Raw genomic sequence first — 26,900 nt, 5'->3', positions numbered from 1 at the left:
ACTCTACTCCTCAATCAAACCGTATTTTATTTTGATTCTCTCCAGCTTCTCGATCATGGGTTTACTGGCAAGCAGAAGAAAGATAACCGTCGCAGCCCCGTGCACCATGTCCACCGGCAGCCCTGATATATAGATAGCCAGAAGGTTCCTCTTCGTTATGGCATAGGAGGACATAAGCAGCGACACCGGGTTCATGATTCCTCCGTAAATAAACAGGGCTGCCCAGAAACCAAAGATACAGAGAGAAACCTTCCTGGCCTTCAGCCATCCTTTCTGGAACAGTATTCCGGCCAGAAACCCGATGATGCCCATGGAGAACATCTGCCAGGGCGTCCATGGCCCCTGCCCAAACAGCATATTTGACACCAGCATGGAAAGTGCCCCTACCAAAAATCCGGACTCCGCCCCAAAACACACTGCCGATATGATCACAAACGCCATGACCGGCTTAAAACTGGGTACCATGAAAAACGCCGCCCTGCCGGCCACCGCTATGGCTGTGAGCACTGCGATGATCAACACTTCCCTGGCCTGTGGCTTTCGGCTCTCAAAGGTTAGAAAAAACGGTATCATAGAATAGAACACAATGAACAGACTGATCAGTAGATATTTCCTGTCATTGAAAAAATGTATCCCCACCCATATGGTCACAGGTATCATGACCACGATCAGAAATATAGCCGCCAGAGTCCTGGGCGGCAGTTTCCCCTTATTTTTCGGGACAGCCATCAAGTCACTGTATTCCAGATAATTAAGTTTCTCCTTTTCCTGAGGCTCCTCCCAAAAATCCGTATCCACGGAGTCCGCATTCTTCTCATCCCAAAATACATCCAGAAAATCATCTAATTTATCATCCCGTAGTATACTGTTCACCTCCTGACGTATGCATCCACTCCTGCAACCACATCCTCCACGGTCACCGCGTCAGGAAAGAACTGTCGTGACATACGGTTTGCAGCGGTTGTATAGAAACTGTTTCCCGCAAAAAATTCTTTTGCCGGTTTATTTGTCACCACATTTCCCTCAAAGAACAGACCCACCCGGTCCGCGTACTGCGCACAGAATTCCACATCATGGGAAATGAGAAGAATGGTAACACCATGTTCTGTCAGCTTCCGCAGGATTTCTCCCAGTTCTTGTTTATAGTGGTTGTCTATCCCCTTCGTAGGCTCATCCATGAGCAGGATTCTGGGGCGCAGCAGCAGCACCTTTGCAAGTGCCAGCCGCTGCTGTTCTCCGCCGCTCAGATCATAGGGATGACGGTCTAAAAGATTCTCCAGCTTTGTCAGGGACACAATTCCCGCAATAGCATCTCTCTTGCTCATTTCTATGGAAAAAGCGTCGCTCTTTTTTTCTTTTTTCCCGTCAATCATTTCATACAGATCGTCCCGCACTGTCTTCTTCACAAAAAGACTCTGGGGATTCTGGGGCATTACGCCGAGGAAGCCATGATACAGCTCATTATCCGTGTATTTATCTATACTCTTCCCCTCCAGCCATATTTTCCCTCTGTACGGGTGGCGGATACGGGCGATCAGATTCATGGTGGTACTTTTGCCGGTGCCGTTGCCGCCCACCAGCGCGAAGATTTCCCGTTTCTTTACATCCAGGGAAAGTCCCTTCACCACATCGGGCAGCTCACGCTCATAGCGGAACCAGATATCTCTGAGACGTATTTCCGGTATTTCCTTCTCTGAAGATACATGGGTTTTCTTCCTGACGGATTCTGCCTCATGATGAACGGATTCTGTTTCCCTGCCGTTTCCGCCTTTGTTTTCTTCACACTCGGCGGCCTTTAGCTGAAGGTCTTCAAGCTCCTTTTCCAGCCATCTCCTTCCCTGCCTTACGGTCAGGGGACACTCCCGGCTGCTCTCCACCCCGGCATATACCTGCATAGGCGTGGGCATGGATAGAAACATATCGTGCCCCAGCTCCTTGAGTTTCCGCCCTATCTCTGAGGGCGTGCCGTCAGCGATCATTCTGCCGCCATCCATGACATATACCTGGTCTGCCCAGGGGATCACATCCTCCAGGCGGTGTTCTGTAAGGATGACCGTGGTTCCCACATCCCTGTTAATCTTCCTCACTGTCTCCAGAAAATCCGAGGCTGCTATGGGGTCAAGCTGGGATGTAGGCTCATCCAGGATCAGCAGCCTCGGATGCATAGCCATAACAGAGGCCAGATTCAGAAGCTGCTTCTGGCCTCCTGACAGCTCGTTTACATTGCGCAGGAACCATGCCTGTATTCCGAAATAAGAAGCCATCTCAGCCACTCTGAGCCGTATGGTGGCACTGTCATAGCCAAGACTCTCCAGTCCGAAAGCCAGCTCATGCCAGACTTTGTCCGTCACGATCTGGTTGTCAGGATTCTGAAGCACATAACCAATCTCCGCACTCTGGGTTCTCTCATCCACCTCTTCAAGCTCTGTTCCAAAATACCGTATACATCCGCTTTTCTGTCCATGGGAGGCAAGGACTGTCTTCATCTGTCTCAAAAGTGTACTTTTTCCGCATCCGCTTTTTCCGCACAGCACAACAAAGCTGCCCTCCTCCACTGTCATATCAACCCCGGCCAGCGCAGGTACCGTCTGCTGGGGATACAGAAAACTGAACTTTTCTATTTCAATACAATTCACATTCCGTTCCTCCCTCTGTTTCTTTCCCGCCATTCATATATTCTGTAAATGTCATGTCTGTCTTCAAAACCTTCTGCTCACTGCCCGGTTCATCTTCCTTTAAGTACCAGGGGATATCCCTATCCATACGCATTTCCTTCTCCAGTCTCTTAAAGCTCTCATCCTCCCATAATCCCAGCAGGAAGGGGAAAAAGCATATAAACGTCCAGGCCAGATAGGTAATTACGCTCCAAGGCGTCAGCGGGATACCGCCAATCTTAATCACCGGATCATACTGCGCAAAGGAAAACCCATAGTGAAATCCCAAGAGGCATACCCCAAGAAGCCCGGCCAGAATACCTGTGACCGTCACATCCCTTCTGTCAAAGTGATAGATGGAGAACGAAGAGCGGCCCTTCAGGCCGTATCCTCTGGCCCTCATGGAATCTGAGGTGTCTATGGCGTTCTCCAAGGCCCAGGTGATCAGGATGGAAAGGATCGTAAGTCCATAACGGATTTTCTTTATCAGTTTTCCATTGCTCATATCACGTCCCACGCATTTCTGCCCGTTTCGTATGACCTTTACCTGTGCATTGAATTTCGGCACAAAGCGGAATACCATGGAAAGCACCAGGGAAAGCGCCGGAATCACCCTGCCAAACAGGTAGACGAACTTATCTGTGGTCATAACCTCGTTATAACAGGAAAACCACAATATAGCAATAAACAGCATGGAGGCCAGAACGATTCCATACACAATAGCCTCCAACGTCACCGGCCCTGTCTTCAGATAAAAAAGCGTAGTGACGCCATAGTGGTTAAACGCCGGGTTGATAAATGCCACGATCACCATAGCGGGAAGCGTGAAGATCAAATTGAATTTTGCCACAGCCTTCCACCCCTTCAGGCGCACCGCGTAGAAAAATGCGCCCAAAAAGGAAATGCCCAGAAGGACCGGATGGCTGAGAAACATGGTGACCAGCAGTACAAGCATGAAGTAAAAGAAATTTACAGCAGGATGGCAGGCTGAAAATGCATCCGACCGTTTATTCATAATACTGATCTCCCACATCACGGCCCAGATCACAGGTGTAGCGCCATTCGATTATGTCACCATCGCTGACTTCATACTGAGAACAGCCGTAATTTGGGAACCAGCCATTCACGCTGTACATCCAGCCGGACAATTCGCCGCAGTCAAACTCATAGAGCTGGTTGATGCCTTCCACATAGTAAGAACCATAGGCAGGTGTATACTTTGCACTCATTTGGATGGAAGTATCTTTACACACCCGGTACAAGACATCATACACAGTTTCACCCGGAGAGTACTCTACCTCAGAGGTATATAGAATCCACCCATCTGAGGGTACAAAATCCGCTTTTGCTTCATTTAAATCATCCCAATTATTGAGAATTGTGGAACATTCAATCGATATGGTGCAGGTATGGGACGATTGCCCGCTCTGAGTCTCTGCAGCCTGTTCTGAGTCATTTTGATTATTACCTGTCGGTGAATTGTCTACCTCATGACTTTGCTGATTATTGTTTCCGTTATTTTTTGTTTTCTCCTCTGCGCCTTTGTTTTCCTCATTATCTTCTTTACTTTTGCCGGCAAGTATATAATAAGTGTCACCTACTTCTAAAACATTAAAAGCAAGATTAGTCAGCGCCTTATCCCCGACTCCGGAGACAGATCCTACAACCACATCACAAACCTTCCTTGCTTCTCCATCCACATATTTGCATAAAACGGCATTATCTGCATCCCACTTTTCATTTAAAGTAAGGCCCAGAGCTGCCGGCGCCGCCAAATTCATTTTCTGCAGTGTAATGGCCAGGCCATACGGAGCATTTCCCCCGGCTTTTTTTACCTCTTCTATCTTGGCATCAGAAAATTCAACTTTTAGATTCTGATCAACAGGGTTTTTGATTCGTTTTCCTTCATAGGTCCATACATAAGTAATCCCTTTATCCTGATCCTTTCCGGAAAATTGGAATTGACCATCTTCACCGGATATCGTATCCATTTGAGCGGCTGTAATAATACCGTCATCTGGTATTTGATTTATCTTTTCAAGTTTTTTGGCTGATGTACCCTTTTTCTCTGTGGTTTCTACTCTGTCAAGCTGTGTGATTTGATCACTTTTTACCTTCTGGCTGCATCCTCCGGTTATTAAAATTACAAAAGCAATTAAAAGGACCAGGAATACTTTTCTCTTCCTTTTCATTTGTTTCGCCTCCAACACAGCACCAAAAGGGAGAGTGCCCTAATGCACTTTCCCTCTTTTCAATGCTAATTTTTCTTTTTAAAATAAACGCAGACACCAATGACTGCTGCTCCGCAGGCTACACAGAGAATATACGGCAGTGTATTTTTATTGAAAATCCTGGCCAGTCCCTGTTTACTCTCACCTCCGCTGCTGTCCGCTGCTGTTTCTTCTGTATCTTCAGACGCATCCGTTCCGGCTTCTTCTCTGACTTCCGGCTCATATGTGTCCCCATTGAAACTCCAGAGTGTATCCTTCTCTTTTTTCTTGGAATCGTTTTCTTCAGTCTTTTTCTTAGCTGTACTGCCGGCCGCTGTCTTCTTATTGCTGCTTCCTGATGCTGTCTTACTGCTGCCTGAAGATGACGATTGAGAAGTTCCCGTCTGCTTCGATTGCACTGATTCTGAAGTTTCTTCCTCCGGCAGACCGGTTCCGCTTCCATCACCTGGGCCTCCCGGCTGCACAATCAAATCCGACATATCGTAAAGGCTTGTCTTCTTATCCAGAAAACGCTGATATGCTACCAGGGAATAGAACCCCTGCCCTGTTGCAAGACCGTCCACTGTTCCCTGCTCGGCACCACCGTTGTTTTCCGCTCCGTCCTTCACGTGCATAAACCCGCTGTCTTTAATATGATAAGATATCATATTCCCCACAATCCATTTACCATTTTTAATGAACCTTGCATCTGTCTGAGGATCTATCCCTAATGCGCTCAGCGCTGTAAGAATCTGTGCTCCCGACTCTGAGGTTTCCACATTCATGGTACCAAATCCACCACTTGACAACTGCATGGAACTGAGATTATCCAGAGCTTTATCAACTGCCTTTGTCACCTTATCATATCCGTCTTTCTTATAATAGGGTGCCAAAGCCTGAAGTGCCATTCCTGTCATATCCGAATCTGCTGTTGATCCGGTCAGTGTCCAGCCGCCGTCCCTTACCTGTGCATCCACAATATAATCTATCAGTTTTTGTTCTGTTGTCTGATTGGATACTCCTGACTTTTCAGGGATTGTATAATCCGGATGACAATTAAGGGCGATCAAAGCCCAAATAGGGCCGTTGCGGCCTTGTGCCTTGACATTGTTAAAATCCGACAGATATTCAAGAAGATTATAACCTGCCACATTCCGCGCATCTTTGCCTATTGCAGTTACTGTTAATATAGTTTTACTGTACTCAGAATACTTTTTAGTGTCAGTCAGCACCCCCTTCTTCACTGCTAAATAATTTGCCAGATGATTGTAATATGTAGAAAAATAACTGTCATTTAAATCCATCCCTCCCCGTGCAAGAGCGATCACATACCATTCGCTTCCAACAGTGGGGTTTTTATCTGTGGCAAGAACATATGCCTTTGTCTCTGCCAGTACATCTGACACGGAACGGGACAGAGAGTCCGCTTTTGTTATGACTTTTACTTTTACAGATGCCTTAATAGATGATCTGCCTTTAACCGAAGCTGTCACAGTGGCTGTACCTTCTTTTTTAGCTGTAATTACACCACTGCTGTCCACAGATACAACGGAAGAATCTGAACTTTTCCACACATAATTCACCTTACTGGTTGCATCTGCCGGTACTTTTTCTGGAGTCAGCGTTTTACTGTTGCCTTTTGTAATCTGGATCTGACTCTCCATACTCAGCCCGGTAAGAGGAACAGGGACATTCACTATCAAATACATTCCATCTGTTTTTGCCTTGGTGGAAATCGTATCTGCTTTAGAATTTATCTCCGCCTTCATTTTTTTCAGTTTGCCATCTTTATAGGAAAAAAGGACAGGATTCTCCATAGAAGACAGTTTGCTCACTGAAAAAGTCATGGTTACATTTTTTTCCTGCTCATAACTATTACCATCTCTGATGTCAGTATAAGACAAATTCCATGCTGACTTACAATCCTCTGCGTTCTTATATTTTTTACGGATTGCTTTTTCAGCCTCCCGGGTATCCCCGGTTTTTTCTGCATTTGTTTTAATATACCAGTAACTATCTGCAGTCACACCGTTCTGGCTATGGATACTGCTTCCAATCCAATTCTTAACATCCTGAATCTTTTTGGCTGTACTCTCACTTACGGCCAGCAAATCCTTCCACTGATCAAAAGCTTCTGCTGCTTTGAGAAAATTTGCTGTCTCTGCCGCCTCAAGATTTACTTTAGCAGTAGTGTCCATGACCTCCGCTGCCTCAGTGATCAACTGGTTCAATGCAGAAAGTGCCTGTGACAGCCGTTCCTCGGCACCGGTAAAAAGCTGTGCCCTCTGCGCGTCATCCAAATTATTATACTCTTCTGCGGCCTGACCAATCAGCTCAGCTTCCTCCAGGGTTAACGTTTCAGGAAGAGATGCCAGGATACTGTTTACTGTATTCACGTGCTCTTTTAATTCTTCCATACGTTTTACTGCGCTGTCCAGCTTGTTCTTAAGTGAAGTATCGATCAAAATCTTTTCTTCTGCCCTCAAACCTTCATATACGGTCAGGGCTTCCTCCACTGTCTTGCTGCTGTCAATGGTCAGTGCCGATAAAGAAGGAATCTGCCCTATCAGTTCTTCTGCTGCTGCTACATTTGCATACTTCTTCTGCAGAGCCTCCATCATGGATACACACCTGTCCAGCTTCTGTTCCAGCTCTGCCCGGTCTTCAAGATACGTTTTAGCCTCCTCAGACAACGACTGATATACTCCCGATGCTACTGCCACCTGAGCGGAATCCTGAATCGTCAGTTCTCCGGCTTTCGGAAGTGCTCTGATCAGCCCCGCTGCTGCTTCTGCCATCTCCATAGCATTACCCACTGTGACCTGACAAGACGCAGATATCTGACTTCCTGCTTTTACAGCCGTAATAACTGCATTTCCCGCTGAGACTGCAGTCACAAGCCCTTCCTGGGAAACTACAGCCACATTTTCGTCGCTGCTGCTCCACTCCAATTGGAGTTCTTCTGTCGCATTAGATGGTGTGCCGGTCACCTGGAACTGGTATGTCTGTTCTGCCTGAAAGAATAATGCCGTCTTATCCAATCCAATGGCTGTATATGGCCTGTAAGTAACCGTAACCCTGCATGAAGAACTCACGCCGTTCTGAGCGGTTGCTGTAATATCCACCTCTCCAGGTGCATGAGGTATAATATTTCCATTATTGTCAACACTGACTATGGATTCGTCAGAAGAACTCCAGGCAATTTTTTTAAATAAAGTCTCCTGAGGATATATATCCGCACTGAGGTGCACTGCACTGTCATTATCATACAAACTAAGGGTACTGCTTGACAAAACCACGGTCTCCGGCCAAACTGTTTGTGTCTGAGGCAGATTTTCCAGTGCTTTGTCCACTTCACTCTGTGAGGCATTCAGCTTCTGCATTACTGTCAGCGCTGTATCATATGCCTCTCTGTCTGCTTCTTCCGGAAGCCAGGACTCTGTATCCTGATTAATATAAGCAATCTTAGTCAGTAATTGTGATTTATCAGCCTTTTTGTAAATGGAATCATAGGCATTAGTCCCTTCCACATCAAGCCCCGTCCCATATAAACTGAACTGCACCCGGACAACATCTCCGCCCTGCAGTTTATAACCGTTCATACTATATCCCGGAAACTCTTCATTGACCGAATACATCCATCCGGATGTTGTGGTTCCTGCGCTTTCTTTTGAATATGAATACTCTGTGAGGTTTGGTTTGTACTCATTTATCAGGCTGTCATCCAGCTTATATCCATCTTTTTTTGCTTTGTTTTTGATAATTTGAGGTATGCTGAGAGGAAGTCCATCCCCATCCGCATCAGTAATTCCCTCCAGGTACCACCCATAGGAGCTATCCCGCTTAACAATACAAGGGTATCCCTGTTCTTCCATATACCGTTCCAGAAGCGTAGCCACCGTATCTCCGTTCTGCAGCGGCACCACATCAGGCACTGTCACCCATCCCTTCCCCAGAGCAAAACGCTCTACGGATAAAATCACGGAGCTGGACGCATCCTTGGCCATAACCGGCGCCGGATTTCCCAGCGCCAATCCCAGCCCAAGAAAGCATGCCATCAGGAAAGCCCATATTCTTTTTAATGTCATTTTCCCTCTGTTCATATGCTTCCTCTTTTCTTATCTGTTATTCTCTCTCTTTTTTTTCAGGCATGCAAACAGGATAAAGCTTCCGGCAAGTACAAGAAGATTCATAATGTCCATTTGAGATGCCAGTGTATCTCCTGTTTTAGGTACACCGGTACTTCCTCCTGTAGTAGTGGACTTATTACCGCTTCCTGAAGAATTATTGTTGGAAGAGCCGGATGTTGATTTATTTCCGGAACCAGAATTATTTCCGCTTCCGTTTGTGTTGTTATTATTGTTATTATTGTTGTTACCCTTCTCTTCATCATCTGTTCCGGATGTTGTCTTGACCTCTCCGACTGCAAACGCGGACAGACTTTTCACAGTAAATGTAAGATCACTGCCATCTGCTTTACAGTCCAGATACTCGATGGTTCCATCGTCCAGAAGATGAGCGAGAACTATGGTTTTACCCGTAAGATCATTTCCTGTATGTACAACAAAGGTTAATCCTCCGCTTACCATGAAATCTGTTTTCGTTCCATCGGCAAGTACTCTGTACGCTTTGATTTCAAATACTTTCATAACAGAAGCTTTCTTATCTGTATCCAGCTTTCCACTGAGTGTTGTATAGGAATTATCTGACTGTGCCACTGATTCTATCTCGATGACTACATCCCATGGAATGTTTCCCTTGTATGTAACCAGATTGTTCTCTGAAGAATCCTTGGTCTTAGTCTTGGATATTTTCTCCTTCAAAGTTTCCATGTTCCCAACAGCATCAGCCGGTATCAATGCCTGTTCAGCCGGTGTCAGGGCATCGTATGCCTCCTGCGCACTTTTCAACACTGTAATAATTTCTTCAGATGTCAGCTCATAAGCATCTTCATCCACAGCATCCTTCATCATTTCAAGTACTTTTTCTGCATTCTCCTGTGATTTCTCGAAGTTCTTTACCAATGACTCCACAGTGTTCCATGTGCCTGTATCATTCACATACTCCTGCGCCTGCTCACTTAATGCCTCATAAGCAGTTTTGATCGCTTCCAGTGCCGCTTTCACATCCGACAGATTATCTGCAGTCACCTCAGACGGCAGTTTCTCAATCATAGCATCTACTGCTGCTGCCTGCGTAAGATCCTCATTCACCTGTCCTATCTGCTCTTTTAGAGCAGCCATCTTGTCAACGAGCTTTGTTCCGTCTTCCCAGACAATGCTGTCAAGATAAGTACGTGCATCCTCATTGGCCTCATATTTTGTAAGCAGATCGCCAGCCTCTCCCAGATTGAATTTTGTTACAGGAAGTTCAAACGCTGCGATTCTTGCAACAATAGGTGCAAGGACTTCATTCACGTATCCTTCGTACTGCTCCGCAATCGTATTTAATGTCATTAACTTTTCATATGCATCGGGATTCTCATTCGCAAATATCTTCTGCTGTGCATCATCCATCTGTTGATATGTGCTGACTGCATCAGCAATTGCCCGCAGGATTTCTTCTGTCATCTGGATATCAGATCCATCCGGCTTTGTTCCTTCCAATTCATCCGGTGACGGGAGGTTCTCAACTTTATTCAACAAATTTTCTTTGGCAAGTGTCTCAAGTTTCTTCTCCGCCGCAACCAGCAGATCATAATTACTCACCTGCGAACGAAGTGCATCTGAGGACAAATTATCATAGAGACTGCGCACATTTCTGATAAACTCCTGATCCTCCAGTGTGACATCATCAAAATTTTCCAGTTTTGCAATATTATCAATCACATCTTTTACAGCTGCCGCATCCTTTTTCGCCTGATCAAGTGCAGAATAAACCGTTTCCAGTTTCTCCGACAATTCAGCATTTACCATTGCTTTCTGTTCAGATGTCAGCAGATTATAGTTACTGTATGCCTCCAGAATAGCAGCCTCATCCTCTGCCGTCACCTCATCCGGAGAAGGCAGTTCTGCGATCAGCGCTTCCACACTCTTAACTGCTTTTAAATCTTTTATTGTCTTTTCAGCCTGTATAAGAGCGGACGCATTACTAACTTTTGATTTCAAATCATCTGTAAGAGCGTCATATGATGTGCGGATGCTTTCCACTGTATCTGCATCATCCAAAGTGATCTCAGACGACAGAGCCGCAATAGCTGACAGTACATCATATACTTTTCTGCTGCCCAGCAATACCTGGTACTTGTCCGCAAATGACTGATCGTCTTTATAGGACACATCTAAGTTTTCATATGCAGCTTCCGCATCCTGAATAGCCTGTCCGCTTTCTAAGGTTACTTCTCCCACAACATCCACTAATTCGGAGAAATTCAGATAGGCTTCTGCTTTTTTCAAAATGCTCTTATTTGTAACATACCCCTGAAGCTTTTCCTTTAATTCTGCATCATCACCGCCAAGGGCTTCATAGGCACTTCCGGCAGTCTGAACTGATTCTTTTGTTACAGAAGCTAAATCTTCCAATTTACTGATAGACTCAATTACAGCGTCAATCTGCAGGGACTCTTCATAACTGCAGACTCTTACCTGAGGTTGTCCTACCAATGTATAATCCACATCTGCAACGGCTGCGTATAACGCATAATATTCGTCCCCAAGCCCCTGAATGCTTTCCGCATCTGCACGTGCCGAATTTGCTGTATTCAGAGCATCCTCCAGAGCTTTTCTCTTGGTTTCATCAGTAATAGAGGAACCGTCTTCGCCATAACACTCCATGGCCGTATCAATCAGGTTATCATATTTGTCAAGAGTCAGGGCATAACGACTCCATACGTTATCACCATGTACAGTATCTCCCAAACCTATAATCGCATCTTTTGACCACATAGATTCTGTATGGCTGATATCATACCAAAAGGACCCATCCTCCAACTGATATCTCTGGAGCGCCTTTAATGGTGTAATTGTATCGCTTACTGCAAAGACTTTTTCAATATCTATTCCTGCTGCTGCCATTCCTTCAAGTACACAGCCGTGAGATATGGTATTCGCATACTTATACCAGAAGTTGTAAAACATTCCGGCTTCGTCTCCCTCGGTAATCAGTGTCGAACGGAATCCTTCTACCAGCGATGCCAGCTTTGTCGGGGACACCAAATCTGCGACAGCCCCCAATGCCCATGCCCGCATGTCCAGATCAAAGGTATCTGAAGCAGCCAGTCCTACTACATCATCTACCAATCCATCCGGTATATTCGCGCCTGCCGCTCTCAGTCCCATTAATGCCCATATTGTATTTGCATAAGGCCCCGTCCAGTTCTTTTCCAAATGTTCAACCAGATTATTTCCCTTATCATCATTATAATTATAGGGATTTTCACCCGTTATGATCAACTGGAGAATTGTCCTGGCATAATCCGTTGGCTGATTATATGTATTTTTGTTCACATCATTAACAGCCGCACCATCTAAATTATTATTTTCCTCTGTAGCTGTTGCACTTGCCATAAATATGGGCCAGGAACCAGCCAAATTCTTTTTATCCTTTTCCGGGCGGTCATACCAGCCTTCCAGTATATCTTTTGCCAGAGATTTTGTTTCATCTGATATAGAATAATATGGAAGTGCGCCATCCTGCTTTTGGTGAAGGAAAATATATAATGTTGAATTTAATCCATCTTCTGCCGTGACTTCCAGACGGGTGATATCATCTGCATTTACCGTTACCGCGCTTCCTTCTATCTCCTCTCCATTTACGGTACAAGAGGCATTATCTGATATTTGTATATCTTCAAATGTCAGCGGACCATCGTCAGAATCAAGCTCAAGTATAAAGCTTTTTTCTCCGCTTTTTAGTTGTTCATCCAGCGAATCCACAGAACCGCCATTTATAGACAGAGAATTTAATACACATTCACTTGATTTACGCATTACCCTTATTTTATGTATCTCTTTGCTTTTCCCATCCGGCGCCGTAACTTCAACTTTAATTATTTTATTTTCATTCTCATCTGTTTCAATACTGGGGTCCTCTAAATTAATCCCATAGTAATTACCGCATTCCCCCTTACCGTCGTCAAAATATCCGCCTTCGCTCTTCTCATTGCCAATGACATTTACCTGTGCTCCCGCAGATGAAGGAAGTATCCCTAAAAGCAGCTTATTATTTTTTGATGTTTTAGGAATATTGAGAATATAATCACCCGTATCCTTATCTAAGGCTATCTTATATTCTATGGGAAATACATAATTTTCCGGAAAAGATACCGGTTTTATTTCAGATATACTTGTATCACTGCTTTGTACTGTTTCCGTCTCCTCCCCATCCCAATAAAAGATGTAAGGTATATTAAGTACATATCTCCCCTTAAAATTACCTGATTTGTCTAACCCAGGTACGTTAATGTCTGTATCCAGGATTTTCATTACCGGAGGCATTGTGCTCCAATCTAAATCCATGCCTATAGGCGGTACGCCTATCATAAATGACAGATTGACTACATTCAATCCTTTATGTGCCTGTATTGCCGGACTGCTATACTTTCCCTGATAAATATTGCTATTCACATCAAACCGCTGAAATGAACTGCCGTTTACAGAGATATGGTTATTTCCTATACCCATCCAATAAAAACAACTTTTTGTAATGGCACTAAAATTTATCGTCTCCATTTTGTTTTGCTTTCTGTTAACCACTATAGAAAAATCATTCACATCGTCTGGTATTACGGCATAATGATATTTACTGTCAGAGGTGTTTATCATCTCTGTGTCCCCTGACAGGATCTCTCCTGTCTCATTATTATTTACACCTACATATTCAACTAATATGGGATACCCGGAATTTTCATCAAAAGATGACTGCTTATTATCTAATACAGCAATATATTCATTTTCCTTCCCGTCCTGGCTCTCCGTTTTAATATCAAAATAAAATGCGCCCACTATTGCTGTTCCGGAGTACATCTGGCTATTACTCATAATATTAGAATACGTTATGATAAAATGAGTCTTGCCATCCACCACTTTATTTTCTATTATTTTATCTGAGCTATGAAACATAGTACCGGCTTCATTATAAATATCTAACGAACTAAATACCTCAGAAACTTTATTCTCAGAATCTGTAAGAATACCTTCTATGATTACCTTATACCCGCCGGAAAATTGTTGAAAGCCTCCATCTCCTACATATATACTTGAATTTTCCTCAGATGGCTGTAATTCAATCTCTTTATTTCCTATTTTTATACTCATTTGTACCAGGCCATTATCTTCCGCAGCATGTGCAGCCCATACATTGGTCACATCAAATCCAAACAGTGATATTAAAAATATAAAACTTAAAACTTTTAATACTTTTTTCATAATCTTCCTCCAGAATATATTCGTTCATCCAAAAACAGGACGGTATAAAAATACCGCCCTGACCTCTAAAATAGCTTTTTATTTAGAAGCTGCTTTTGGATAATAATAGTTAGCATAGCTGAGTATAACTCTGGAACCATCATTGTTAATAGTATTCTGGCTCATATAATTATTTTCATTCAAAGGTGTTTCTCCATCTTTGCCAGAATATGTCCAGCCAACACCATAGTATGCTGTATCTGATTCGTAAGCTGCCCCCTGATAAAACAGGTTCGATTCCCCAGTTCCGCCAATATACAGTCCATCTATTGCATTATATGTGATTGTTGGATCCTGCCAATCCGGCACCACCTTCCAGTATCCCTGGGTAATATTAAGATTTAATTTTGGTAAAGCTTCTTTTACAATTGTCTCAACATCTGTTCCAGGTGCCACATAAACTGTGGTTTCTCCAGACAAAGCAGGATGTGTACCGTCCGCTACTGCGTTCAATGTTACCGTTACCGAAACATCAGTATCAGCCGCAAATGCACTGATGCTCATCGACAGCACCATCACCATTGCCAATACGATACCTAAAAACCGTTTTATACCTTTTTTCATTTTGTTTCCTCCTTATGATATTTTTGTTTTTGCCTTCCGGCACTATCTATCACAACAAGACTGGGCCCTCGTCTTATCATAATCTATTAAGTTTTTCAAAAAATGGTACAAAAAATACACGTCCGTCATGCCTTCGGACACTGCAAATAATTGGTTTGCCACAACTGTGTTTGTGTTCTGACTTGGGTTCGTCCTACTAAAAGCGCCTTCCCGGGAATGATTCCCAGTGGCTTTGCTGCTTTGTTCGTCCCCCTTACAGCAGGGATGTTCTGCCCGGATTCTCACCGGATTCCTTTAAACAGGGCTATTGCCCTGACCACAGAAGATATATTTAATTTTTCTGTTCAAACTATAAAACGCCTTCCCGTACATACAGGAAGGCATTATGGATTCATAATAAATATACCCAGACTGCTCCCTTGTACATGACAGGAAAACAGCGGGTACTGACTTTGTTTACAGTAGATTTACATCTGTTCCGGACTCTCATCGGATTTCCCATTATTATTCTGACATTATGCATCAGAATAAACTGCAATCTTTTTTCTATATTCTCGATATGGCTACATTCTAACTCATTTGGTAATATTTGTCAATATACTGCGCAATAATTTTCTTACTTTGTACATATGTCGTTACAATTCACGGCCAATGTCCCGGGAGGTGTTTTGCGAAGCAAAATCCCGAGTTAGCCAGCGCCAAAATGCAATTTATTGCATTTTGTGTGCATCGCGAAGCGTGTTACTGGGCACGCAGTGAACAGTAACCATATGTCACTATTTCTCAGATGCCGTCGGCATATTCCACCTGGATGCCGTATTGCGCCGCATAGGTCTCCATCTTACTTCCCCGGCGGCAGCGGATGACACAGTTCTTATTGGTCAGCCATTCCCCCACATCCTGTGGGTCATGGAGGATTTCCAGCACCTTCAGGTTATTGCAGCCATGAAAAGCCCATTTTCCTATCTTCTGCACCGACGGCGGAATGAAAACATACTCCAGCTTCTTACATTTTAGAAATGCACTCTCACCGATCATTTCCAGATGTTCCGGAAAATGCAGGGATTTGAAGCCACACTGATAAAATGCCTGGTTTTCTATCCTGTGCAGTTTTTCGGGAAATTTTATATCCTCCAGGGACTCGCACTTATAGAATGCCTGATTCCCAATGGTCCACATCACCTCGGGCAGTGTGACATTGGAAAGGGCACGGCAGTTGGCAAATGTCATGTCCGGCAGTATCCTGCAGTTTCCCATGGGGTCAAACAGGGCTTTCTCCATCCTCCTGCATCCGTCAAATACGCCTTTTCCCAATTCCCTCACCGTCTTCGGCAGCAGTATCTCCCTCAGATTGCTGCAGTTGCCGAAGGCACCCTTCTTGATCACATATACTCTGGGCAGCGCTGCATGCCTGAGAGCTGTGCAGTTAAAAAACGCCTCTGTACCCACGACACGGACAGCGGGCAGTTTTATGTTCTTTACCTTGATATTATTCTTAAGAAAACACACGCCCAGCATTTGGTAACAGGCTGGTATCTGCATATCCTCCTCCGCTGCGCGAATAACATTTTTTCGTTCCAGTACACAATATTCCATCTTTCTTCACTCCCGCCTTGCATATGTGCCATTATAACATAGAGAGGGAATATTTTTGTTGTCCAAACTGGTTATATTAAAGGAAGATAAACAGTAACTTTATTTCCGTAATACCGTTCAAATGTAAAACCCATTCTGTCTGCAATGACATCATTTGCAGGCACCCATTCCCTGAATATGTATTTGCAGAGATATCTCACGGTCTCTGCCAGCTCTTTTTTGTCTGAATCCTGTTTTGTCTCGAACACAGCATAGCGCCTCCCCGGTATGGTCACAGTTATGAGACCCTCGGGCACACAGGAGAAATTTTTGACGACAGGCCCCATAAGATATGTGATCTCCTGGCTGTCCAGGGGATGATACCACATGGCTATGTAATCATCCTTGAAACACTGCATTCCGGAAAGCTCCGCGTTATCTATTTCCGGAAACTCATGGTCCAGCCAGTAAGCCACCTCCTCCAGAAGGTCAATATCTGCTCCTTCCTCCGGAATGACTGACCGTCCGGCCATCTTCAGCTCCTGTGTCTCCAGAAATGAAATGCGTATCTGATTCCTGTCGTATTCCGGCTCAGGCAGCACATCCAGCCTGATATCATCCTGCCGCTTTAATTCACTGGCAGGAAAACCAAATTCCTTCTTAAACGCTTTGGCAAACCCGGCTGCTGTCTCAAAACCATACATTGACGCGGCATTCCCAATCTGTTCTCCGTCCCCAATCCTGGCTGCTGCTTTGAGAAGCCGCCTCCTGCGTATATACTCTCCCAGAGGCATATCGTAATACATGCGGAAAAGGTGGCGAAAATGATCTGTGGAATAGCCGAAAGCTTCTGCAATATCATCCTGCCCGTACTCCATATCCAAATGTGTCTCTATATAGGCCAGTATCTTATCTTCCATGATCTTTTTCATATGTACCTTCCCCCATGCTTTTTCGACATATTTCGATAAACAAAATAGGATGCCGCACGCCCTGCGCAGCATCCCTGTTTTTTTATTTCCTGTCAACCTACACGAAGCTGGAATTTCTGTATATCCTTTTCACTGGAAACCTTCTCAATCTCTGCTCCCAGGCATCTTAATTTCTCTTCAAAACGCTCATATCCTCTCTGGATATAAACAATATCGTCCACAATGGTGATTCCCTCTGCCGCAAGCCCTGCAATGACAAGAGCCGCTCCCGCGCGCAGATCGGGCGCACTTACCCTGGCACCGGTCAGTTTGTGTACGCCGTCAATAATGGCTGTATTGCCCTCCACCTTGATGCTGGCTCCCATACGGGAGAGCTCGTCCGCGTATTTGAAACGGTTCTCGAAAATGGACTCCGTCACAATGCTTGTCCCCTCCGCCAGTGTCAGTGCCACAGTAAACTGGGGCTGCATGTCTGTGGGATAGCCCGGATAGGGCATGGTTTTTACATGGGTGCGTTTCAGGCGTTTGGAGGCTACTACGCGTACCGCGTCGTCGAATTCCTCCACCTCACATCCAATCTCCTCTAATTTGGCTGTGGTCGCCTCAAGATGCTTCGGAATCACGTTCTTCACCATGACATCCCCCATGGTAGCTGCTGCCGCGCACATGAAAGTACCCGCCTCAATCTGATCCGGGATAATGGAATAACTGGTTCCGTGAAGCTTCTCCACGCCTTTGATACGGATAACATCCGTACCGGCGCCTTTGATGTTGGCTCCCATACTGTTCAGGAAGTTGGCTACATCCACCACATGAGGCTCTCTGGCCGCATTCTCGATGGTGGTATTGCCCTCTGCCATGGCGGCTGCCATCATGATATTGATGGTCGCACCTACAGACACCATGTCCAGGAAGATATGCTTTCCTGTCAGCCTCTCCGCTTTGGCGACAACTGCGCCGTGCAGAATATCAACGGACGCACCAAGAGCCCGGAAACCTTTCAGATGCTGGTCAATGGGCCTGCTTCCGATGTTGCAGCCTCCGGGAAGAGGAACTTCCGCTGTCTTGTATTTTCCAAGTAACGCGCCCAGAAGATAGTAGGACGCTCTGATCTTCTTGATATATTCGTATTCCACGCTGATGTTGGCTATGGTGGAACCTGTGATCTTCACCTCTGTGGGACTGATTCTCTCAACAGATGCGCCGATTTCCCTGATTGCCTCTAATAAAACATTGATGTCACGTACGTCCGGTAAGTTCTCGATGTAAACCATTTCATCCGTCATGATTGCCGCCGCAAGGATGGCCAGTGCCGCATTCTTCGCGCCGCCGATCTCCACTTCGCCGACTAACGGGTTACCGCCTTTGATAACATATTGTTCCATATTCACACCTCTATATTTTATTTATGCTCCCCGCCGGTATACTCGGTACCAGAAAACATAATCTCGTCTTCAAATTTACTTTTCTTATTCATCTGATCGGATAAAAGACAGACTTTCCGGCAGGTTCATGATTTATCTTCCTGCTAAGATAGTCTACGACTTAAATATTATATTATAACAGATAAAGCAATTTGTAAACAAAAATTAATATTTTCATTTTTTCTTCATAAACCGACATTTTTTATTCTCTGTCACTGTTTCAGTCTTTCTACAATTTTCTGTAAAGTTTCCTCCACATCCAGATTTTTCTCATCAACTGTGATATCCGCATACTTTTCGTAAAGCGGTATGCGCTCATCGTAGAGTCCTCTCAGGTCCTGACCCTCCTTCAGGACAACACCGCGTCCCTTCAAATTACTGAGGCGTTTGTCCAGGGTATCGTAATCCAGTTTCAGATAGACGATCTGTCCTGTCTCTGATAAATGTTCCATGGCCCGGCTGCAGTACACCACGCTCCCCCCTGTGGCGATAACAGCCTTTTTGGCATCTTTGGCAACCTGTACATTGGCATCTTCCTCTGCTCTGAGGAAGCCTTCCAGCCCGTCCTGGGCAATGATCTCACTTAACAGCCGGTTCTCCCTCTCCTGGATCACCAGGTCTGCATCTATGAACTGGTATCCCAGCACCTTTGCCAGAATGACTCCAACCGTACTTTTACCCACACCGGGCATTCCGATCAATACTATGTTTCTTTTCATTTTCTGCTTTTCTTCTTTCTGCTCTTCTTAACACTGTATCCGAAGGTTCCCAGCTTTTTCCCGAGGCTGTAATACTCTCCGTGGGAATAGACAATGGGATTGGCAAGAGCCAGGTCAAATTTCCCCTTCTCATTCATGTATTCTTTGTCCACATGTACGGCCAGCACATCCGCAAGGAACATGCTGTGGCTTCCGTACTCCGTGATCTCCTTCACACGGCACTCTATGGAAACCGGTGATTCTTTTATCATCGGGGCACCCACATGGGAAGCCTCCTCTCTGGTGAGATGGGCCATTTTAAACTTGTCCACATCCCTGCCGGATTTTACCCCGCAGTAATCTGTGGCATATGCCAGCTTTTCCGTGGTCAGATTTATGACAAACTCTCTGGTGCTGCAGAGCATTTTATAGGAATAGCGCTCCGGCCTTACGGAAATGGATACCATGGGCGGATTGGTGCAGACCGTCCCGGCCCATGCCACGGTAATGATATTGTCATGCCCTTCTTCATCCGCCACCGTCACCATCACGGCTGGCAGCGGGTAAAGCATGTTTCCGGGCTTCCATTCTATTTTAGACATTTTGTTTCCTTTCTTCAAAGGTTTTTATTCGCATTTTTCGAGCACAATCGGCTCTCCGTCCTCCGGAGTAAGCTCCATGAGGGTTCCTTCACTCTCGATCACGGTGCCGCGAAAACACCATTTTCCCTTTGGCACAGCCACATTTCTGGATGTTCTGCCTTTTTCACAGATAGGTGCCACCAGAATATCTTCTCCCAGCATGAACTGGTCATTGACCCTCTCGTATCCGCCCTCAGGAAACTCATATGCCATATACCGCGCAATGGGTTCCCCTGTCCGCGCAGCATGGTGGGCAAGCTCCAGAATCCTGGCAGCATAGCGTTCCCTCAGTTTCACACTCTTTAATATCCTGTCATAGCTTTCCCTGCCAAGCACTCTCCAGGGCGCTGCGGAGAACTGCATAACGGGCAGGAGACAGGCAATCTCACTGTGCCGGTTGAACAGTTCCTGGTCCAGATTGCCGCTGTTTTCCTGGAAATTCACGTATTCGCCGCCGCCGATCATATCCGGACTGCCAAAGGGATGTCCTGTGATCCCCTGCATGAGGGTGTCGGGCAGCAGCGCCCGGATGCCCTCCTCGCCCCAGTTGTGGGGCTTGTCACAGAGTCTCTGCATCAGGGACATTCCCCCTGCCTTAAAGGCCATACGCAGCTCGTTGAACGGGAATTTCTCCGCGTAAGCGCACCAGAGGCGTGCCATCTCATTGGACGTGACACCGCCGGCAGTGACCATGTCGTCAGGATAATAGAACACGTCCGCCCCATCGAACTTAAAACCATCCACGCCAATGGCTCTCAGGGCCTGAAGCTGCTCATCCAGCCAGTTTACAGCCGTCGGATTCGACAGATCCAGGGCAGCGGACCAGCCATTCCACCACTCTGTGATGAGAGGCTTTCCGTCAGGATTTTTAATGAGAATATCCATAGCCTTTGCCTGACGGTACTGCAGGGTGTCCGGAGTAATGTAGGGACAGATCCAGAGCATGACAAAAAAGCCTTTGTTGTGAAGTGTCTTCAGCATTTCCTCCGCATGGGGAAATTTTTCCCGGCTGAAAACCCATTTCCCATAGTAGTCAGACCAGCCGTCATCAATCATGAGCACACCTGCAGGCATGCCGTTTTCCAGAATATGATCCGCGTAACGAAGAATATCCTCTTCATTCTGCCAGAATGTAAGCTCTATCCATGAATTGTAGACCGGATTTTTGAAAAACTCATCACTCAAGGTGTTTTCCCGGAAAGGAAAATGTTCTCTGCAGGCGGCCAGATACGCGCCTTTTAGGTTTACATAACCTTCTCTCAGTTCCACATTCCGGTCAATTGTAATGTTTCCGCCGCCAAAATGCAGCAGAAAGCCCTCCTCACACCAGATGTAGCGGCCCTTTGTGGATACAAAGAAGGGTACTGCCTGATTTGTACTGTCATTTCTCCGCAGATCGATCTCTGCTTCACTGAAGGCATCGTAGGGCTGCGCACAGGAGCCGTATACATATCCGCCGTACCAGTATTCATTTTCTAAAATTGGAAATACCATATCTTCCTCCCGTATAAGACCCCGCAGAGTCCTAGTTATTATTCTGCTGCAGCGTACCGATAAAGGCCGGGATAAGCTGCTTCTTCCTGGAAACAACTCCCTGAAGGATATAGCCGCCCTCCTCCTCTTTCACACCAAAGGCATCCTCCACCAGTTTCCCGCTTCCGTCCCCGTAACAGATGATCTCTGAGGATTCGTCCAGTATGTTGGTAAGCATGATGAATACCATAGTGATCCCGTTCTTGCCGCATTCCTTTTTCATAAACGGAATCAGGCGTTTCTTCAGATCCTTCAGCTCCTCCTCATTCATGGAGCTGATCTGACCCACGCCGAAGTTGGTGTCGTCTGCGGTAAAGCGTTTGAAATCCTGATAGAAAATGCCTTCTGTGGTCTTTCCTTTCAGATTGCTTCCCGCTGTGAACATTTCTTTTGCAAATTCTTCTATATTTACACCGGCAATGAGGGCCAGCGCCCCTGCTGCCATCTTGTCCATATGGGTGCAGGTGGGCGAACGGAACATAAGCGTATCGGAAATGATGGCCGCGCAGAGAAGCCCTGCAATGTTCGGCTGTATTTCCATGGCTTTCTCCGTATATATCTGATACATAATGGTGGCAGTGCATCCCACCGGCTGATTTCTGAACATGATGGGCGAGATGGTTTCCAGAGATCCCAGTCTGTGGTGGTCAATGATCTCCAGGATATCGGCTGCATCAATATTATCCACTGCCTGAGTCTTCTCATTGTGGTCCACCAGGATCAGCTCTTTCTTCTTCATGCCCAGCAGGTTTCGTCTGGACACGGTTCCGATGTATTTTCCATGCTTGTTCACCACAGGGAAAGCCCTGTGTCTGTTCTTAACCATCACATCCTTGATATCGTCCGTAAAGTCGTCGGTCTGAAAGGTTATCAGATTGTCCTTCTTCATAATGTGTTTTACGGGGATACTCTGGTTGATGAGTCTTGCCACTGTAAAAGTATCCAGGGGAGAGCGGATGATCACGCAGTCATTTTTCACGGCTGCATCCTTGATATTATCCGCCACCTCAGCACTGTTGCAGACAATGACGCAGCTCACGTTCTCGCGGATGGCACACAGATGGTCCTCGTGTCTGTCACCCAGGATCACCAGGTCGTCCTCCTCCAGAAATTCTCCCAGCTTATCCGGATGGGCCGCGCCGATAACCACTTTTCCCCTGACAAAATATCCATGGGGATTTCCCGTTACCACGGTACCATCCACAGTGTTGGCAATGCTTCTGTACTGGGTTCTGGCATTTGACAGGAAATAATTGTCGTGGGCATCCATATAGGATTTCGCAATATCTCCTGTAGTGATGAGTCCTTCAAGCTGTCCGTCCTCTTTTGTGATGGGCAGTGTCACGGCATTGCTCTCTTTCATAATGGCCCAGGCATCCTTGATGGAAATGCTGCTGGAAACACCTGGTGTCTCCCTGATCTCCATATCCTTCACCTGTGTGCCCACATCTGCCAGATAACCCGGCGCCTCCATACCGAAACGCTTCAGTACATACTCCGTCTCACTGTTGATCTGTCCTGCTCTCTTTGCCAAATATCTTCTTCCGTCGCCGGAGCGGTTCTTGATATCCGCATAGGCGATGGCTGAGCAGATGGAATCCGTATCCGGGTTTTTATGGCCCATAATATAGATTTTCCCTTGTTTTGCCATTCTCTGCGTCCTTTCCCTTGCTTCTATAATAATTATAATTTTCTGTAGAATTTTCCAGTCTATGCATTGTATTTTTACCTGACGGCTTAACGTGTTTCCCTGTTGGGGAATTCCTATGGTCAGTACAGTAAATGCACTGGCCTGTTGAATAGTTACATCCTAACATACTTTTGGGAGAATATCAATTTACCTGCCTTTTTTCATTTTAAAGAGTTATGGAAATTTATTGTTTACTGCTCAGTGTCCTCAGTACCAATTGTTAGATTTTATGCTGCGATAAAATTGGCCTGGTGACCAGTGTGACCATATATGGCAGCTGGTTGGACATGCATATGTGGCCGCCGCGGATTTGTTTTATTTAATAAGCAGTCACAAAGGATGACCCTGGTTTTTCCTGATTTTGACTGTCTGGAGGAGTTACCTGAATCAAATATATGATCTTAATGGGACTGCTGCTCTCATCTTGTTTTATAGATAATATGTTAGGTGACTTGGTGGGTTTAGGTAATCTGAATGGTCTTGAACTTCTTTTCTGCTTGTTTTACATTTAATCAGACTGACGCACCGTGCCTTTGTAAGTATCCTGGAATATTCTGACCTTTTTTTCTGCTTGTTTTACACATAATCAGGCTGACCTCTTGCGCTTTTGTAGGTAATTTCGTAATCTTTTGCCTTCTTTTCTGCGTATTTTACATATAATCAGACTGACACCTTGAGCTTTCGTAGGTATCCTAGAAGATTCTGACCTTCTTTTCTGCGTATTTTACATATAACCAGACTGACGCCTTGAGCTTTTGTAGGTATCCTAGAAGATTCTGACCTTCCTTTCTGCTTGTTTTACACATAATCTGATAGACGTTTTTAAGATTGGCAGGTAATCTTAAGGAACCTGACCATGTCTACTACCCATATTACATATAATCTGAAACAGGCTCTTGGCTCTAGTTGGTGGGCTCGAAAAACATTACTCTGGTACTTCTCGAATGATATATAAATAGAAATTTTAGGTTATCTCCCTGGCTGAACCACAGCAAACTTCAGTTATAGATCAGAGATACCTGTTGCCGGCGGGAAAAGCCTGTGAAACTAAGAAAACGCAAATTTTCGGGATTATCTCTCTGATTTTGAATCTGTCTTGGGATTCAAAATATCTTAAATCATTTCATAATAACGGACCGACCTATGTCTGGTCTGTCCTTTCGGAAAATTCGTGCTTTTCACCATATTTTTTGCAGGGGTCTTCGGAAGGATAGGAAACCTCCTGCGTCAATTTAATTCATTGAAAACTCATAAAACATGTTTTATATGGAAAAACGGAAACAGCAGCCCCATATCATGCAGTGACACCCTGATTTTTATGCCGGAATCCACTTTGAACTGTATGCGGAAGGACTGGCCCTGGGAAAGGCAGAGGGTATTATAACTCTGCTGAAGGATCTGGGCGAAGTATCTGAAAAACTGCAAAGAAACATTATGGAGCAAAACGACACCGAAGTTCTGGACCCATGGATTAGATATGCGGCCAGGGCCAAGACAATTGAGGACTTTGAACAAAAATACAATAACTCCTGACCATACCCCAAAACCGAACATGCTAACAGAAAGAACTGCACACGGACATTGCAGACCTTCCCCTTTCTGTGATATAATCGAAAGCAAAAGAATTTGCTAACCGACACAGGAGGGAAAATCATGGCAGAAGAAATGAAAAACCAGGAAACTATGGACGACTTCGCAAAGGAGATCGATGCTTCTTTTGAAAGTTTCAGAGATGCGGATATGGACATCTGGGAGAAGCTGGAGAAGATGAAAGAGGACAAGACCGAATTTGACGTGACCATTGAGGGCATCGTAAAAGGCGGCGCTATCGCTTACGTGGAAGGCATCCGCGCTTTCATCCCCGTATCCAAGCTGTCCCTGCAGTATGTGGAAGACCCGGAGGAGTTCCTGAAAAAAACTCTGACTGTCCGTGTCTTTGATGTAAACGAGGAGGAGAACAACCTGGTCCTCTCAGCAAGAGAAGTCTTAAGAGAGAAAAGAGACGCTGAGAAACGTGAAAAAATCGCTGACATCAAAGTCGGCACAGTTCTGGAAGGCACTGTTGAGACACTGCAGAACTACGGCGCATTCGTGGACTTAGGTGACGGTATCTCCGGTCTGGTACACGTATCCCAGATCAGCCAGAAGAGGATCAAATCCCCGAAAGCAGTTTTATCTGTAGGCGATAAGGTAACTGTTAAAGTGATCAAGAATGAAGACGGCAAGATCAGCCTCAGCATGAAAGCACTCCAGGAAGTGCCGGAAGAGAAGGATGAGTTTGAAGATATCGAAATTCCGAAAAGCGAAGAGCTGACCACCACTCTCGGTTCCCTGTTTAAAAATATCAAACTGGATTAAGACAGGAGTACAGAACATTGAAAAAATTACTGAACCGGATTTTCGTGGATGGTTTGAGCGGCATGGCCTCCGGGCTTTTTGCCACGCTGATCATCGGCACGATCATCCAGCAGATAGGAAATCTCATTGGCGGAAATATCGGGACTCTGCTGTACCAGTTCGGCAAGATGGCTGCAGCCATGACAAGCGCCGGAATCGGTGTGGGTGTGGCCTGCAGATTTAAGGAGGCACCTCTTGTGGTGCTCTCTGCCGCCACCGCAGGCATGGTGGGCGGTTTCGCAGGTAAGATCACTGCGGGCGCCGTATTTGCAGAGGACGGTTCTGTCATCCTGTCCGGCCCCGGGGAACCTCTCGGTGCCTTTGTGGCCGCTTATGTTGCTATTGAACTGGCAAGGCTGGTAGCAGGCAGAACACGCCTGGATATTATCCTGGCACCCCTTGTGGGTATCCTCTCCGGTTCTGCTGTGGGCATACTTGTAGGCCCTCCCATCAGCCGCATGATGACACAGTTAGGCTCCCTTATCAACTGGGGAACCGAACAGCAGCCGTTTCTTATGGGCATCATCGTGTCTGTCCTTATGGGCATGATACTTACGCTGCCTATAAGCTCCGCCGCACTGGGCGTTATCCTGAATCTGTCCGGTCTGGCTGCCGGCGCAGCAACTGTAGGATGCTGCTGCAACATGGTAGGCTTTGCTGTGGCAAGTTTTAAGGAGAACGGGGTTTCCGGTCTTCTGGCACAGGGTATCGGTACATCCATGCTCCAGGTGCCCAACATAGTAAGAAAACCGGTCATCTGGCTGCCGGTAATCCTGTCCAGTGCGATTCTGGGACCCATCGGCACCATGGTATTTAAAATGACCAACAACGCCACCGGCTCCGGAATGGGAACCGCAGGGCTTGTAGGCCAGATCATGACATGGCAGACTATGGTTCCCGCAGAGGGAGCCGTACTCGTAATGGTGAAAATCATTGTGATCCATTTTCTGCTGCCGGGACTTCTGTCCCTGTTCTTCTGCAACTGTATGCGGAAGCTGAACTGGATCAAGAATGGTGATATGAAGCTGGAAGTGTAAAATATTGTCAATCCTATAAAATTTTCATTAACAATCGTCAAAAATGTGACAATCTGACGCTTTTGTGATATACTTGATAAAAGTGGGAAATCTTCCTGCCGGCAGTAAAATACACCTGACAGAGTGTCCTTGAACTGCCAC

Annotated in this window: 16 protein-coding genes and 1 riboswitch; of the genes, 2 read left to right on the top strand and 14 right to left on the bottom strand. The window is 45.7% G+C overall.

What is annotated here, in order from left to right; all coding sequences use genetic code 11:
* Positions 1 to 3: 3 nt before the first annotated feature.
* From WMO65_RS09630 to WMO65_RS09565, 14 genes are all read right to left on the bottom strand, one after another.
* The gene (locus WMO65_RS09630; RefSeq protein ID WP_243128790.1) at positions 4 to 873 is read right to left on the bottom strand and encodes an ECF transporter S component; all 870 of its coding nucleotides are present in this window, start codon (positions 871 to 873) and stop codon (positions 4 to 6) included.
* On the bottom strand, positions 870 to 2,669 hold the full coding sequence (locus tag WMO65_RS09625; RefSeq protein ID WP_207708204.1) for an ABC transporter ATP-binding protein: 1,800 nt from the start codon (positions 2,667 to 2,669) through the stop codon (positions 870 to 872). The genes WMO65_RS09630 and WMO65_RS09625 overlap by 4 nt, the downstream gene beginning before the upstream one ends.
* The gene (locus WMO65_RS09620; protein ID WP_148392003.1) at positions 2,623 to 3,669 is read right to left on the bottom strand and encodes an energy-coupling factor transporter transmembrane component T; all 1,047 of its coding nucleotides are present in this window, start codon (positions 3,667 to 3,669) and stop codon (positions 2,623 to 2,625) included. Before WMO65_RS09620 ends, WMO65_RS09625 begins: the two co-directional genes overlap by 47 nt.
* Positions 3,662 to 4,846: a DUF4430 domain-containing protein gene (locus tag WMO65_RS09615; RefSeq protein ID WP_148392069.1), complete on the bottom strand. Its 1,185-nt coding sequence runs from the start codon at positions 4,844 to 4,846 to the stop codon at positions 3,662 to 3,664. The genes WMO65_RS09620 and WMO65_RS09615 overlap by 8 nt, the downstream gene beginning before the upstream one ends.
* Positions 4,847 to 4,911: 65 nt before the next feature.
* A complete protein-coding gene (locus WMO65_RS09610) occupies positions 4,912 to 8,967 on the bottom strand; it encodes an Ig-like domain-containing protein (RefSeq protein ID WP_148392004.1) in 4,056 nt (1,351 codons plus the stop codon).
* Positions 8,968 to 8,982: 15 nt separating this feature from the next.
* Complete coding sequence (locus tag WMO65_RS09605; RefSeq protein WP_148392005.1) at positions 8,983 to 14,229, bottom strand: hypothetical protein; 5,247 nt, start codon at positions 14,227 to 14,229, stop codon at positions 8,983 to 8,985.
* 78 nt (positions 14,230 to 14,307) lie between these two features.
* Positions 14,308 to 14,832 (bottom strand): hypothetical protein, encoded by a 525-nt coding sequence (locus tag WMO65_RS09600; protein WP_148392006.1) that lies wholly within the window; start codon positions 14,830 to 14,832, stop codon positions 14,308 to 14,310.
* A gap of 151 nt (positions 14,833 to 14,983) precedes the next feature.
* A riboswitch (cobalamin riboswitch) is annotated at positions 14,984 to 15,168 on the bottom strand.
* A gap of 447 nt (positions 15,169 to 15,615) precedes the next feature.
* Complete coding sequence (locus WMO65_RS09595) at positions 15,616 to 16,428, bottom strand: leucine-rich repeat domain-containing protein (protein WP_148392007.1); 813 nt, start codon at positions 16,426 to 16,428, stop codon at positions 15,616 to 15,618.
* Between the two features lie 71 nt (positions 16,429 to 16,499).
* Positions 16,500 to 17,339, bottom strand: coding sequence for an AraC family transcriptional regulator (locus WMO65_RS09590; protein WP_187370559.1), 840 nt, complete (start codon positions 17,337 to 17,339; stop codon positions 16,500 to 16,502).
* Between the two features lie 92 nt (positions 17,340 to 17,431).
* On the bottom strand, positions 17,432 to 18,724 hold the full coding sequence (gene murA / locus WMO65_RS09585; RefSeq protein WP_033142610.1) for a UDP-N-acetylglucosamine 1-carboxyvinyltransferase: 1,293 nt from the start codon (positions 18,722 to 18,724) through the stop codon (positions 17,432 to 17,434).
* 251 nt (positions 18,725 to 18,975) lie between these two features.
* Positions 18,976 to 19,482 carry a shikimate kinase gene (locus WMO65_RS09580; RefSeq protein WP_118743497.1) on the bottom strand — a complete coding sequence of 169 codons (507 nt, stop codon included), beginning with the start codon at positions 19,480 to 19,482 and terminating at the stop codon, positions 18,976 to 18,978.
* A complete protein-coding gene (locus tag WMO65_RS09575; protein ID WP_148392009.1) occupies positions 19,479 to 20,063 on the bottom strand; it encodes a flavin reductase family protein in 585 nt (194 codons plus the stop codon). Before WMO65_RS09575 ends, WMO65_RS09580 begins: the two co-directional genes overlap by 4 nt.
* A gap of 24 nt (positions 20,064 to 20,087) precedes the next feature.
* Positions 20,088 to 21,596, bottom strand: coding sequence for a glycoside hydrolase family 31 protein (locus tag WMO65_RS09570; RefSeq protein ID WP_148392010.1), 1,509 nt, complete (start codon positions 21,594 to 21,596; stop codon positions 20,088 to 20,090).
* 31 nt (positions 21,597 to 21,627) lie between these two features.
* The gene (locus tag WMO65_RS09565) at positions 21,628 to 23,286 is read right to left on the bottom strand and encodes a putative manganese-dependent inorganic diphosphatase (RefSeq protein ID WP_033142606.1); all 1,659 of its coding nucleotides are present in this window, start codon (positions 23,284 to 23,286) and stop codon (positions 21,628 to 21,630) included.
* A gap of 1,692 nt (positions 23,287 to 24,978) precedes the next feature.
* Here WMO65_RS09565 and WMO65_RS09560 point away from each other — a divergent pair.
* Both WMO65_RS09560 and WMO65_RS09555 read left to right on the top strand, forming a co-directional pair.
* Positions 24,979 to 25,683, top strand: coding sequence for a S1 RNA-binding domain-containing protein (locus tag WMO65_RS09560; RefSeq protein ID WP_148392011.1), 705 nt, complete (start codon positions 24,979 to 24,981; stop codon positions 25,681 to 25,683).
* Positions 25,684 to 25,700: 17 nt separating this feature from the next.
* Positions 25,701 to 26,759, top strand: coding sequence for a PTS sugar transporter subunit IIC (locus WMO65_RS09555; protein WP_033140635.1), 1,059 nt, complete (start codon positions 25,701 to 25,703; stop codon positions 26,757 to 26,759).
* Positions 26,760 to 26,900: the final 141 nt, after the last annotated feature.

Source organism: Blautia caccae (assembly GCF_040095955.1).
GTDB classification, from domain to species: domain Bacteria; phylum Bacillota; class Clostridia; order Lachnospirales; family Lachnospiraceae; genus Blautia; species Blautia celeris.
Note: the sequence above shows the minus strand (reverse complement) of the source record. Positions and strands in the feature narration are given on the sequence as shown.